The sequence below is a fragment of the Eudoraea sp. genome, from assembly GCF_039969275.1.
Lineage (GTDB): Bacteria > Bacteroidota > Bacteroidia > Flavobacteriales > Flavobacteriaceae > Eudoraea.
This window is the reverse complement of record NZ_JBDVOC010000015.1, coordinates 20,899-34,639: the sequence shown is the minus strand read 5'-3', so window position 1 is coordinate 34,639 and position 13,741 is coordinate 20,899. Positions and strand designations below refer to the sequence as shown.

The following is a 13,741-nucleotide window of genomic DNA, read 5'->3' as shown; positions in this document are numbered from 1 at the left end:
TGCCACATGTTAATGTTTAAGTTTAATGCTTATTTCAAATTCCAGTACTATGATTCACAAGAAGTTATTTTATGTTATTATTTTATTATTGATAGGATCCCAAGTTTACACGCAAAAACAAAAATTTAGCTATTTGGATGTATTTAAACTTGAATATGTTTCTGATCCACAAATAGCACCAAATAGTTCCCGGATAATTTATAGAAGGATGGGTTTTGATATTATGAAAGATAAGGCTGATGGTAACCTTTGGATTATTAATTCTGATGGCTCGGGACATCAAAAACTTAGCTCTCGGGAAGGGAGTGAACACAGTCCCCGATGGTCTCCAAGTGGAGATAGGATAGCATTTATTAGTACAACCAGTGAAGGTTCTGAGATTTATATGTATTGGTTGGATAGTGGTAAGCTGGCAAAAATTAGTCAACTTCCATTTAGCCCAAGTTCATTAACATGGTCACCCAAGGGCGACCAATTGGCATTTTCTATGAATGTTGAAAAAGATCCTCCGGTAATTGCAAAAATCCCCAAGAAACCGGAAGGGGCGAAGTGGGCTGAAAAACCAAGAATTACAGATCGGCTATATCATGAGGCAGATGGACGGGGCTATATAAAACCGGGCTTTAATCACATCTTTGTAATTCCGTCTCATGGCGGAGCAGTTAGACAGATTACTTCAGATGATTATCACCATAGAGGAAAGCTTTCATGGTCTGCAGATGGGGTTAAAATATTTTTTTCTGGAAACAGAACGAAGAACTGGGAATATGATTTTCGGAACAGTGAGATTTATGAAGTGGAGGTTGCAACGGGCGGCATAAAGGCTTTAACAGAAAGGAAGGGGCCAGATAATAATCCAATTGTATCCCCGAATGGCAGGTATATTGCATATTTGGGATACGAGGATAAAGTACAAACGTATCAGGTTCGAAAATTGCAAATCATGAATAATGACGGTACGAATAGTAGAGTTTTATCTGCAACTTTGGATAGGAGTATTAACAGTATGATTTGGGATGAAAAGAATACGGGTCTCTATATTTCATATGATGATAAGGGAAACACCAAGGTTGGTTATATTTCATTGGACGGAGAGATTTCAAAACTGGCAGATAACCTGGGAGGTACTTCAATTGGGCGACCTTATGCCGGTGGATCTTTCAGCGTTTCCAAGAATGGCGCCATCGCCTATACACATAGCAGACCTGATTACCCGGCCGAGCTTGCAGTAATGAATGCGAAGTCTAAAAGAACAACCAGGATTACATCTCTGAATAAGGCACTTTTTGACTATAGGGCTTTGGGAAGTGTTGAAGAAGTTTGGTACAACTCCTCTGTGGATGAAAGAGAACTACAAGGCTGGGTGGTCTATCCGCCGCATTTTGACAAGAACAAAAAATATCCGTTTCTGATTGAAAATCATGGAGGACCAGTTCTTAATTATGGTGACAGGTTTTCTGCAGAGATGCAGCTATATGCAGCGGCGGGTTATATAGTTTTTTATCCCAATGCCAGGGGAAGTACAAGTTATGGTGAAGAATTTGGCAATCTCTTATACAATAATTATCCGGGTGACGATTATAGTGATGTCATGGATGGGGTAGATTATTGTATCAAAAAGGGAATTGCTCATGAAGATCAACTGTATGTTACCGGGGGAAGTGCCGGTGGTATAATGACGGCTTGGATAATAGGTAAAAACAACAGGTTCAAGGCTGCCGTAGTTGCCAAACCGGTGATGAACTGGATAAGCAAGACACTTGTTGCGGATAATTACTTCGGGTATGCCAATTCTCGATATCCCGGACAGCCCTGGGAAAATTTTGAAGGTTACTGGAAATTTTCTCCCTTGTCTCTCGTTGGTAATATAGAAACCCCAACAATGGTAATGGTAGGAATGGAAGATTTAAGAACACCTCCAAGTGAAGCCAAGCAGCTCTATCACGCCTTAAAATTAAGGAAAATAGAAACCGTGTTGGTGGAGATCCCCGGTGCTGGTCATGGTATTGCAAATAAGCCCAGTAATTTAATTACAAAAATTGCAAATACCCTGGCATGGTTTGAGAAATACAGGCAAGAAACTGAAAATGAATAGGTTATGAAAGGCAAAAAAAGGCATTGGTTTTGGAATATACTTATAGTCCTAACTATAATTGTCTGTTTATTAAGCTTTTTGGCACACTATAAAAATTGGATATGGAAGAAAGCGGATAGAATCGAGATTTTATCCGGGGTGTATTATATGGAGTTACCATTTAAGACCATGAATGAAGTATCAATGGTAAGCAAAATTCCCTCTTTGGATCGTAAAAATGGTTTTTCGGCATGGGAAAAGGAAAAAGGAATTTTTAAAGATTCTCTGAATGAAGAAAAACTTGTTTATGTTTATGTAGACAACTTACACCATCAAAAGATCAGATTAACATACAACGATTCCCTTCTGCTTTTTATTAATTTGTCTGATTCTGTTAAAACAAAAGAATTATATCTTTACCTCGAAGAAAAAATAGATACCCAAGAGATACAATTAATTCAGTAAATCAGAGTTTTCTAGTACAAAACAAATAATTTATTCTAATGAAATTACTTTTCTTAAATCTACTGCTTTTGCCTTTTATGTTGTTTTCTCAGAACAAACTTTCGGTAGACGTAACTGGGGTTAAAAGCAATAACGGCAGTGTACTTGTTGCAGTATACGACAGTTCGGATAGTTTTTTGGATTCAGATAAAATGTTTTCGGGGGGTAGCAGTAAAGCACAATTGGGGAATACATGGGTAATAATTGATGATTTACCTGATGGGGAATATGCGTTAGCAATTTTTCATGATGAAGATGGTGATGACGAATTAGATACTAACTGGATTGGAATTCCAAAAGAACCAATTTGTTTTTCTATTGGTAAGATGAAAACATTCGGGCCTCCAAAATACAGTGAATGCTCATTCAAAGTAGAGGGAGATAAAGAAATTCAGGTATCTCTTTAATAAAATTTACTTCATATTTCTTTTCAGGCCAATTAGTGTGAAACCACAGTTCTATTAGCGCAATCACACAAGGACGAGACTAAAATAAAAAATAGAAAAGGAGAATATTTTTTTCATTTATTGAATAAATAACCCTTTGAAGTATTCCCGGACTATCTGTATATTTAAAAATTATATGGAGACTATACTAATTGTTCAATTACTAGGTGCTTTACTGGGATTGCTTGCTGTGGTTTTTGGTGCATTTGGTGCCCATGCCTTAAAGAAATCTCTCTCGGAAGCACAGCTCAAAAGTTTTGATACAGGTGTAAAGTACCAGATGTATCATGCCATTCTTTTGCTTATTCTGGGTTTCAACCTGGGTTTTACCACAACTTTGGAGAAAAATATGGCCTACTGCTTTATATTAGGCACTTTCCTTTTTTCCTTTAGCATATATGCACTATCTATTGGCGCGTCAAAAGGGAAATCCTTGAAATTTTTAGGGCCTATTACTCCTTTGGGAGGATTACTTTTGATAATAGGTTGGGGTTTGCTTTTTTATTCTTTTATTGCCAATATGGTTTAATCTTAATGGCATCCGCAATTACCCTGTTCACATAAACCTTTAGTCGTTTTTTTGGAAGAAAATAAACGCTTAGGCAGGAAGTACTTCTTCGCTATATAAAATATGGCAATGGCTAAAGTCAGATAAACCAATATGGGTTGTATTACACTCATTTTATTTCAAAACCTGATAGGCAATTAAAGCTACAATATACGCAAAAACGCTCATAAATACTAATTGAGCCATAGGCCATCGCCAGCTATTAGTCTCGCGTTTTACAATGGCTAGCGTACTCATGCACTGCATAGCAAAGGCATAAAAAAGGAGCAATGAAATACCGGAAGCCAGATCAAATAAGGGTTTTTTGGTAGCGGGATTTATTTCCATAGCCATCCTGTGTTTAATAGTATCCTCCTCGTCGTTGCCCACACTATAGATAGTAGCCAAAGTTCCGACAAAAACTTCCCGTGCCGCAAAAGAAGTGAGTACTGCAATACCAATCTTCCAGTCGTAGCCTAAAGGTGCTACTGCTGGTTCAATTGCTTTACCAATATTCCCTATATAAGAATTTTCAAGTTTGAAGCCTGCAATTTCCTGTTTACGTGCTTTTTGAAAAAGATTTAGTTCCTTTTGACTTAATGAATCCCTTAATGCGTTATTAGTAATTTGGGTTGTGCTATCCCTTAAAAACGATTCATAGTCACTCAATTCATTTTGAATGCTGGTAGTATTGAACCTGGTTAAACCTTCAGCATCAATTTTCTCATTAATTATCTCATCGGCATTTTTAAAGTTGTAGGAGTACCCATTGGAACCCAAAAACCACAAGATTATTGAAATTGCAAGGATAATTTTACCCGCACCGTACACAAAACTTTTGGTCTTTTCAATAACCGTATAAGCCACATTCTTTAAAAGAGGCAACTTATAACTAGGCATTTCTACCATAAAAAATGAGCTGCTCTTTATGTTGAGAACTTTGTTGAGGATCATAGCAGATACAATTGCGGCTCCAAACCCTATTAAGTACAGCAATGTTAGTGTGAGTGCCTGATAACTCAGACCTACAATTCTACCTTCGGGAATAACCAGTGCAATAATGATGAGATATACCGGGAGCCTGGCAGAACAGGTCACAAAAGGGGTTACTAAAATGGTAATAAGACGTTCCTTCCAGTTTTCAATATTACGAGTGGCCATCACGGCGGGAATTGCACAGGCCGTACCGGAAATTAAAGGAACCACACTTTTCCCACTTAAACCAAATGGCCGCATTATACGGTCCATAAGGAATACTACCCGGCTCATATAGCCAGACTCCTCCAATAGCGCAATAAACAGAAATAAAAAGGCGATCTGAGGGATAAAAATCACTATTCCTCCAATACCGGCAAGAATACCTTCGGCTAAAAGATTAGTGAACATTCCCGGCGGCATGGTAGTTTTTATCCAATTGCTCGCGGCAGCGAACTGCTCGTCAATAAAATCCATTGGAATACTACTCCAATCGTAAATTGCCTGAAAAATGGTCAATAAAATGACAAGGAAAATTAAGTAACCAAATATCTTATGAGTTAAGATCCTATCGACAGTAGCTCTGAATCCCTTGGCGGCATTCCTGTCTACTTTATAGGTCTCTTTTAATACGCCGTTTATAAATTGATACCGGAGAATGGTCTCCTTTTGCTGCAGTCTTTTCAATTCTGCCTTAGTCTTGGTTGTAAATGAAGATGTATCTTGTACCGCCTTTTTCTCAATAGGCATAAAATTGACGTCCTGTGTAATTACAAGCCATAATTTGTAAAGATTTTCATTAGGAAATGTCCGTTGCAATCTTTCAAAATATTCCGGCGCTATTACTGTGGAATCGATATTGGGTCTGACAGACAAATTTTTATAATCGGCAATCAACTGGCGAATTCGCTCTATCCCGGTACCTTGCCTTGTACTTACAAGAGCTATTTTGGTATTTAATTTTTCTTCAAGGATAGATACATCCAGGGTAATACCCTTTTTAGGCATCCGGTCAGACATATTGATGACCAAAATTGTGGGGATATTTAGGTCTTTTATTTGAGTGAAAACAAGCAGATTTCTCTTTAAATTTTCAACATCACTTATAACCACTGCCACATCGGGGAAATCCCTGTCGTTCTTGTTAAGAAGTAATTCTACTACAACACTTTCGTCCAGGGAAGTCGTATTTAGACTATAAGTGCCAGGCAGGTCCAGAATATGAGCTTTAACGCCTCGTGGTAATTTACAGACACCTTCTTTTTTCTCAACAGTAATCCCCGGGTAATTACCTACTTTTTGATTAAGACCGGTTAATTGATTAAAAACGGAGGTCTTTCCTGTATTTGGATTGCCTATAAGCGCTACATTAATATTTTTGCTCATAGTGTGGCTTTATCTTCAATGAGATCCAACTCTATTTGAAGGGCAATGGATCTTCTGATAGCAATATGAGATCCATTGACATTTATGTACAAAGGATCCTTTAAAGGAGCTATTTGAATCAATTCTACCTCATTTCCGGGAAGGCACCCTAGTTCCAGTAATTTAATAGGCAGCATACCCCTGGTAAATTCTTTAATAATTCCCCTTTCACCACGCTTTAAATGTGCAACGGTTGTAATCAATTTTTATTTAGATTCATTATAAGTAAGGACAAAAATAATGGAAAAAGATGAGGTATCAGGGCAAATGTCAAAAAAAGAAAAACATGAAATTTCTTCCATTGAGAAGATTTGTTTCAGCGCGAATTGACACTTCAGTTAAGGTAAGACATTTTTAAAACTTCCAGATCCTGCAGTAATTTTTCCATTTCCTCTTTCTTGGTGCCATCATAAGTACCTCTTATTCTACGCTCTTTATCGATCAAAATAAAATTTTCTGTATGTATCATATCAAATGGGCCACCGTCACCATCATCTTTTACCGCCAGATAAGACTTTCTCGCAAGTTCATAAATTTGTTTTTTCTCCCCGGTCACCAAATTCCACTTTTTGTCTATAACCCCTTTTTCTAAAGAGTATTTTTTAAGTTGTGCAACAGAATCTATATCTGGTGTAACTGAATGCGATAATAACAGCACATCATTATCATTTGCGATCTGCGACTGTAAATAGACCATATTTTCCGTCATTACCGGGCATATAGTAGGGCAGGTGGTAAAGAAGAAGTCGGCCACATATATTTTATTTCTATAAAAATCCTGCGTTATGGTTTCGCCATTTTGGTTGGTAAGCGAAAAGTTGGCGATGGTGTGGTATTTTTTTACATGTACCAGGGTACTATCTACCAATTCCGAATTAAAATCTGCGGGTTGATAAATTGGGAGAACATTTTTAGGTTGCAATGCATTGTAAAACAAATAAATGATAATCATAGAAAGCATAAGGAGCACGATTCCAAAAAATTTGTATTTACTAAAGAAAGAAAGCATTCGCCATTTTTTGCTAAGGTACAGCAGCAAATGCTAGCATTCAAAAACTTTGATATGGGTTTGCTGCTAAAACTTTCTTAAATCTCTGCCCGGGGCCATAGTTTCTTTTTATAAGACCTTGTAAAAGTGTACTTTTGTGCGCTTTACTTATAAAACCTATAGATGAGTCCTATACTAATAAAGACCATACAGTTTTTTCTGAGTCTTTCACTTTTAATCGTCCTTCATGAGTTAGGGCATTTTATCCCGGCTAAAATATTCAAGACGCGGGTAGAGAAATTTTATCTTTTCTTTGATATTAAATTTTCCCTTTTTAAGAAGAAAATTGGAGAAACTGTTTATGGGATCGGATGGCTGCCACTGGGAGGTTATGTTAAGATAGCCGGCATGATTGATGAGAGCATGGATACGGCCCAAATGGCTGAAGAACCTAAGTCCTGGGAGTTCAGGTCTAAACCGGCCTGGCAGCGACTCATTATCATGCTTGGAGGTGTTACGGTAAACTTTATTCTGGCAGTTATCATCTATATTGGAATGGCCTATTCTTATGGTGACCAATACATACCCATGAATAGTTTAAAGGATGGCATTTGGGTAACCGAAAAGAATATTGGTGATGAACTAGGAGTGCAAACAGGAGATCAGATTGTAGCCATTGATGGCGAAGAAGTGAAAAATTTTGATAGTTTACTGGGGGAAATTATAAATGGGAATACGATCACTATTGAAAGAGATGGAACCACTATAGAAAAAGAGATTCCGGTAGATTTCATAGCCACATTATTGGAAGACGAGGATAAAATAAGATTTATTAGCCCGAGGCTGCCTTTTATTGTAGGTGGCATACCCGATGAATCAGCGAACAAGGATTCTGGATTACAAGTAAAGGACCAAATAGTTAGTATTGGAGATCAAAGAATAACCTATTTTGATGAAGCCAAACCTGCCATAGAGCGTTATACAGGTCAAAAAGTAGATCTTATAGTTAGTCGGGATGGGCGCGAAGAACAGATACCTGTTGTAATTAGTGACTCAGCCACTATTGGAGTTACTACGGGGGCCCTGCCCTTTGACCAGATGGAGAAGATGGGCTATTTTAGGTTAGAGACCAGGAAATATACCTTTGCAGAATCAATCCCCGCCGGAATTGATAAAGGGGTTACAACACTTACCAGTTATGTAAAGCAGCTTAAGAAAATATTCAACCCGGAAACAGGAGCCTATAAGGGCGTTGGAGGTTTTGCTGCTATTGGGGGTATGTTTCCGGATACCTGGAACTGGCCGGCATTTTGGTCAACTACGGCCTTGATATCCATCATTTTGGCTTTTATGAATATTTTGCCTATCCCCGCTTTAGATGGGGGTCATGTTACCTTTTTATTGTATGAGATGGTAACGGGCAGAAAGCCCAGTGATAAGTTTTTAGAATACGCGCAAATGATTGGATTCTTTCTATTAATCGCACTATTGTTATTTGCCAATGGCAATGATATATATAAATGGCTCTCTAAGTAGAAAACCGTTTTTTTTTGTTGGGCTATTTGAAAGAAACTATTATATTTGCACCCTCCTTTGCACCACGGGGTGTTGCTACGGAGGGCTTGCCCACTAAAACAAAGAGATTTAAGTCAAAAAAAAGACTTTAAAATAAACATATTCCTCCTTAGCTCATCCCGATAGCTATCGGGAGGTTAGAGTTTCGGGAGACGTTCATAATTTTTTTGATTTGCATTATGTTTATTTACTTAGTTCAGAATTTAAAGGAATATCCTGAATTGATTTCTAAATTAAAAAATAAATATAAGTAAATATTCCTCCTTAGCTCAGTTGGTTAGAGCATCTGACTGTTAATCAGAGGGTCCTTGGTTCGAGTCCAAGAGGGGGAGCATTGATAATCAAAGGGTTACAGAAATGTAATCCTTTTTTGTTTTATACTTGTTACACAATTGTAACACAAATCCAATTTAAGGGACTTACTATACCTATCTAGGCTATCACCGTATTTAAACTCTCCCTTACAAACTATCTCGTCTGTATCGATGTTCCACTCCACCTCAACAAAGAACTTGTCTAGGGCGTATAGAACATACTTAGAATTACCTTCTAAAACAATATCCAGGAACTTACCTTTTGAGAATACAGTGTCCCATTGCTCATCTTCTGATAGTGTTTTGTATTCTTGTATTTATTGATAGATAGTCGGGATTGGTTCAATCTAACTTTACAATTTCCTTATCGATAAGTTTAATCATGCCGTCAATATGCACATTTGTGTTTTGTCCAAAGTTTATTATTTTTTCAAAATGTTCTCGAACCACTAGCAATCTGTTACCATATTCAACATCATTATAGATTTTCTCAAATCTATTTCTCAGATCTTCAGAAGATAAATTGTGATACTTATTCTCCAAAGCAGGGAAGCGCTTGTCAAAATACTCGTTAAATCTTCTGTGTCCGTTAAAAGAAGCAAATTCAATTGCCGTGAATCGTGCTATATAATCTTTCCAATCCGTAAGCATATACTTCAAAGAGTCATTAGAAATTAAATTGACATCACCCGATGAAATAAATGAATTAATCACTCCAAAGGATGGCTTAATTTGACCAGAGAAGAAGTTTTTTTTATGAATTTCAAGAAAATCAATATATTCAACCTTGCCTTCATCCATTAATTTCATATATTTTGCAAGGGGTTTATAAAGGACTTCTTTCCGTACTATTGCATCATTGATTTTATGATTATTTGTAATTATTTCTGCCCTCAGATCTTTTAAAACCTTCAATTCCAATTTTCTTTCGCTCCGGAACTGATTCCAATTATTAATACTCAAAGCAATCAAAATTCCAATTACAACAAGTGCAATTTCTCCAATGGCATAACGGGCGTACTTTAAAGGCTTGTTATCATCAGCCAGTTGTTTGCGGATTTTACGAAAGAAGTTGATCATTGTAAGGAAGAAGTTGGTTGTCCTTTCTAAGGTAATGAATTATAGAATAGGCAATCAATTTGCTGGATAACTATGGTTATATAGAGCCCCATATGCCTTATAAAGTAGTTATGTGCGTATTTTATCATATAACTGAGAAAGGGCCTTAAAACGGCTTAAAATGTACACTATGTTATACAATCATGTGATTGGAATGGTCAACATAATATCAAGCATTACCCCCTTAAAAGAAAACTCGATTATTTAGACCCAGGGGGGCTTTTTAACCTTTTCAAAAAATTAAGTTTAGGCTTTTTTAAGGAGTATGAAAGTGTTAAATAAGAGGCTTACTGAGTTGATAGAAAACCTCCCTACACAAGAATTGAAAGAGGGGTTGTTTAAATTGAACGTACCTACCCTGACAATCATAATATGTTTGTTTTTTGTTAGAAAATCAATTAGCCTGATTTCGCTAAATATTTCAACAATCTGAGGAGGAACCAATAATGTTCGATTGAAAGACACTATTTCAGTCTATCAAGATATAAAATGAATAGATTATAATCTTAATAAAAACCTTAATAATTCTATGGTTTTCACATAGTTAACACATAACTGATTTTTGTACATTAATGTCCTTGTATATTATTTTCGATTTAGACCTATGCGAGAATACAACGGAAAAGAACAATGGGCTATTTTCATAACGTCTTGGTCTCAGTAGATCAACTGGGTAATGCAATTTGTGGTGGGAATCCCGACAATACAATTTCTGCCAGGGTTGGTTATTTCTCTCAGGTCAACAGAAGTTTTACGAAATGGTTCTGGAAAACGCTTGAACAGGTAATCAATTTTACGTTCTGGCCAATAGATGGTCCTAACCATTGCCAACTGGCATTTGAAGCAGACCCTGAAGAGATATTTTTTGATAAGCATGGTGATTTATTTCGTGCATTATTGTCGATCATTATAGTAATTTCATGCATTCCAATATCTATTATTCTTTATGTTGTGTGGTTGATCAAATATTTATTGGGAATCAAAAGTTGATTTAAAGAGAGGATAAGTAGTTGCTTTATTAATGATAGTGATTTTACAAACTATCTTATTCTTTTTTTGTAATAGGAACTGCATCAAAAGGGTCTACCATAGCGACAAATAAAACACAAGGGCCATTATCTAGACATTTTGCTTTATGCGGCTTTCCTGCAGGACCATAAGCATAAGAGCCGGCTTTTAATACTATAGGTTTTTCTCCTTGGTATTGCACTTCCAAATCTCCTGAAATTAAAATCATGCGTTCAGGTGAATTATGTGTATGATTCACAACTTCGGTATTAGGTTCTATTTTAAAGAAAAAATCTAAATTAGGTTTAGACATATCGCCATGAAGTATTGTAAAGGAACAATCTGGAAAGAAATCTGGAGCAGGTAACCATTTCAAATCTTTATTATCAATAGTTGTGGAAAAAGAAGTTTCTGTGTCAGAAAGACCATTACTTTGAGCATTCAAACCAATTGCTAAAAAAACAAAGGCAAGTGTAATCATGTTTTTTGTGCATTGTTTAATTCTAGTAGTTTTCATTTTGTTGGATTTTAAGGTATCAAGTTAATTAATATATATAATAATATATTATGGGTTAGAATTACTTGCAACGTTTAGTGTAAAATGCGTTTTAATGCTGTTTATTTTTTGTTAGCCTTCGTTTCAATTCTATTGTTCTAAACTGGATTTAGATCAAACGGTAATTTTCTGATTCTTTCGCCTGTCAGATCAAAAAAGGCATTGGCTACAGCCGGCGCTGCCCCTGGCATGCCTACCTCTCCAACACCTCCGGGATCTTCCTCACTGGGCATGATATGCACCTCAATCTCCGGACATTCATCATAACGCATAAGGTGATAAGTATCAAAATTATTCTGTTCCACCTTTCCCTCGGATATGGTAATCTCGTTTTTGAAGGACGTAGACAATCCCATCACAATAGCGCCTTCGATTTGTTGCTTTACAATGTCGGGATTGACCACAATTCCGCAATCTACCACTGCCGTAATTTTGTCAATTGCTATTCTACTATTCTCATCGTGAGACAATTCGGCAACATGGCCCACTATACTATCACGTAACCTGAGGATTGCGATACCCTTCCCTGTATTTTGTTTTTTAGCGGTTCTCCATCCGGTCAGCTTGGATAACTCTTCAAGAACAGCTGTGAACCTGGAAGCGTGCCTGAGGTGTTCAAGCCGAAAATCCAATGGGTCTAGTCCCAATTCATGGGCCACTTCATCTATAAAGCACTCATGGGCGAAGCCATTGGTGGAGCACCAGACCCCCCGCATCCAAATATAGGGAATCGGAACTTTTGAATTTACAGCGTCATACGAGAGGTTGGGAAAATCATAGGCATGGGTAATGACCCCATCCAAAATGTATTTATTATGTTTCGGTGCGTAATAATCGGTGGTTACAACTTTGTGACCGAAGGCCGACAAATGAGAGGTGGCATCAAAACCACATTTAAGCACGTTTATCGAACCTGGCCGGAACGGGCCCTGGGTCATCTCGTCCTCTCTGGTCCATATCACTTTCACCGGCGCCTTGATCTTTTGGGAGAGAAAAGCGGCTTCATTGGGAAAATCCGTGTACAATTTGCGACCAAAACCGCCACCGATGGTGGTGGGGTGTACCTTTACTTTTTCCAAGGACAACTGTAGAAAGGCCGCCAGATCCTCACGGACCCAGTTTGGTGCCTGAATGGGACCCCAGACAGTACAGCTATCATGTCGTACATCAGCAACGACATTGAGTGGTTCGATTGGAGCATGTGACTGCATAGGCAATTCATATTCCGCTTCCATTGTACGGGCCGCTATGTTAAAGGCTTTATTGAAATTGCCAGCCCTTTGATGATTTTGCCCTTCCTGCATTGTGTCTTCTTTGTATTGGGCCACGATCCTGTCGGTGTCCCAACTTTCCGCCTCCCCATTCTCCCACTCCACTTTGAGGGCCTTTCTACCCTGCAGTGCAGCCCAGTAATTATCAGCTACCACAGCCACACCTTCCCTGATTTTCATTGAGACCACCATCTCCGTCTTGACCACATGCCTCACTGCAGGAATGGCGAGGACTTCTTCAGCATTGAAGGTTCTTACCTTTCCGTGGAATACCGAAGAGCGCTCAATTGAGGCATATAGCATGCCATCTATCCTTAAGTCCAGTCCGTAAATGGCCGAACCATTGGTTTTGGAAGGAATTTCCTTTCGTTGCAGGCTTTTACCGATGACCTTGAAGTCTTTGATCGCCTTTAATGGCGGGTCTTCCGGTGGGCTTAATTTGCTTGCCGCCGCCACTAATTCTCCGTAGTGGGCCTTTCTTTTAGTGGGCCGATGTACTACCCTACCTCTTGAGGCAAAACATTCCTCTTTTTTTACTCCCCACTTTTCCGCGGCACAGGTGATTAGCATTTCCCGTGCTGCTGCACCCATCTGCCTGGATGGCAGCCATGAACGCCGAATACTATTGCTTCCTCCAATACTCTGGCCTCCGTATAGGATTTTGTCGGTGTTGGCCTGAATAACGTTTACATCATTCATATCCACCTCCAGTTCTTCGGCCAACAACATGGGCATGGCCTGGTATACCCCGTTACCCACATCCGGCCGGTGACTGACCAGCGTGACTTGTCCAGATGAGTCAATAAAAATAAAAGGGTTCAGCTGGGTTCCCTGATATTTTGGTGGGTCATAATTGATGAGGTTAATAACGCCTGGTCTGTTATTATTGCAACCAGGAATGATCCCCAACGCCAAAAACGCACCGGAAATAGTGCTGAG

At 38.2% G+C, this 13,741-nt stretch carries 12 protein-coding genes and 1 tRNA gene; 7 read left to right on the top strand and 6 right to left on the bottom strand.

All coding sequences use genetic code 11. The features are described 5' to 3' along the window. Positions 1 to 49: 49 nt before the first annotated feature. The 4 genes from ABJH90_RS14230 to ABJH90_RS14215 all read left to right on the top strand — a co-directional run bounded on the left by ABJH90_RS14230 (position 50) and on the right by ABJH90_RS14215 (position 3,553). Positions 50 to 2,095, top strand: a complete 2,046-nt coding sequence (locus tag ABJH90_RS14230) for a S9 family peptidase (protein WP_348140475.1) — start codon at positions 50 to 52, stop codon at positions 2,093 to 2,095. Between the two features lie 3 nt (positions 2,096 to 2,098). Then, positions 2,099 to 2,539 carry a hypothetical protein gene (locus tag ABJH90_RS14225; RefSeq protein WP_348140473.1) on the top strand — a complete coding sequence of 147 codons (441 nt, stop codon included), beginning with the start codon at positions 2,099 to 2,101 and terminating at the stop codon, positions 2,537 to 2,539. Positions 2,540 to 2,577: 38 nt separating this feature from the next. Continuing rightward, positions 2,578 to 2,985 carry a DUF2141 domain-containing protein gene (locus ABJH90_RS14220; RefSeq protein WP_348140471.1) on the top strand — a complete coding sequence of 136 codons (408 nt, stop codon included), beginning with the start codon at positions 2,578 to 2,580 and terminating at the stop codon, positions 2,983 to 2,985. A gap of 175 nt (positions 2,986 to 3,160) precedes the next feature. Further along, the gene (locus tag ABJH90_RS14215; protein WP_348140469.1) at positions 3,161 to 3,553 is read left to right on the top strand and encodes a DUF423 domain-containing protein; all 393 of its coding nucleotides are present in this window, start codon (positions 3,161 to 3,163) and stop codon (positions 3,551 to 3,553) included. Positions 3,554 to 3,706: 153 nt separating this feature from the next. On the opposite strand, the gene feoB is transcribed toward ABJH90_RS14215, so the two are convergent. The 3 genes from feoB to ABJH90_RS14200 all read right to left on the bottom strand — a co-directional run bounded on the left by feoB (position 3,707) and on the right by ABJH90_RS14200 (position 6,980). Continuing rightward, complete coding sequence (gene feoB, locus ABJH90_RS14210) at positions 3,707 to 5,932, bottom strand: ferrous iron transport protein B (RefSeq protein ID WP_348140467.1); 2,226 nt, start codon at positions 5,930 to 5,932, stop codon at positions 3,707 to 3,709. Continuing rightward, positions 5,929 to 6,174, bottom strand: a complete 246-nt coding sequence (locus tag ABJH90_RS14205) for a FeoA family protein (protein ID WP_348140465.1) — start codon at positions 6,172 to 6,174, stop codon at positions 5,929 to 5,931. The genes feoB and ABJH90_RS14205 overlap by 4 nt, the downstream gene beginning before the upstream one ends. A 131-nt stretch (positions 6,175 to 6,305) precedes the next feature. Further along, the gene (locus tag ABJH90_RS14200; protein WP_348140462.1) at positions 6,306 to 6,980 is read right to left on the bottom strand and encodes an SCO family protein; all 675 of its coding nucleotides are present in this window, start codon (positions 6,978 to 6,980) and stop codon (positions 6,306 to 6,308) included. Between the two features lie 162 nt (positions 6,981 to 7,142). Between ABJH90_RS14200 and rseP the strand changes: the two genes are divergently transcribed. Together rseP and ABJH90_RS14190 are read left to right on the top strand one after the other, a co-directional pair. Next, positions 7,143 to 8,495: an RIP metalloprotease RseP gene (gene rseP, locus ABJH90_RS14195; protein ID WP_348140460.1), complete on the top strand. Its 1,353-nt coding sequence runs from the start codon at positions 7,143 to 7,145 to the stop codon at positions 8,493 to 8,495. A gap of 297 nt (positions 8,496 to 8,792) precedes the next feature. Then, positions 8,793 to 8,866 (top strand) — tRNA-Asn (locus ABJH90_RS14190). 324 nt (positions 8,867 to 9,190) lie between these two features. Here ABJH90_RS14190 and ABJH90_RS14185 read toward each other — a convergent pair. Then, positions 9,191 to 9,928 carry a DUF6090 family protein gene (locus ABJH90_RS14185; RefSeq protein ID WP_348140458.1) on the bottom strand — a complete coding sequence of 246 codons (738 nt, stop codon included), beginning with the start codon at positions 9,926 to 9,928 and terminating at the stop codon, positions 9,191 to 9,193. Between the two features lie 669 nt (positions 9,929 to 10,597). Between ABJH90_RS14185 and ABJH90_RS14180 the strand changes: the two genes are divergently transcribed. After that, positions 10,598 to 10,957: a hypothetical protein gene (locus ABJH90_RS14180; RefSeq protein ID WP_348140456.1), complete on the top strand. Its 360-nt coding sequence runs from the start codon at positions 10,598 to 10,600 to the stop codon at positions 10,955 to 10,957. Between the two features lie 55 nt (positions 10,958 to 11,012). Here the strand turns inward: ABJH90_RS14180 and ABJH90_RS14175 are convergent, their stop codons facing one another. Both ABJH90_RS14175 and ABJH90_RS14170 read right to left on the bottom strand, forming a co-directional pair. After that, complete coding sequence (locus ABJH90_RS14175; protein WP_348140454.1) at positions 11,013 to 11,492, bottom strand: cupin domain-containing protein; 480 nt, start codon at positions 11,490 to 11,492, stop codon at positions 11,013 to 11,015. Between the two features lie 137 nt (positions 11,493 to 11,629). Continuing rightward, entirely contained in the window at positions 11,630 to 13,717 is a 2,088-nt protein-coding gene (locus ABJH90_RS14170) for a molybdopterin cofactor-binding domain-containing protein (protein ID WP_348140452.1), read from the bottom strand. Positions 13,718 to 13,741: the final 24 nt, after the last annotated feature.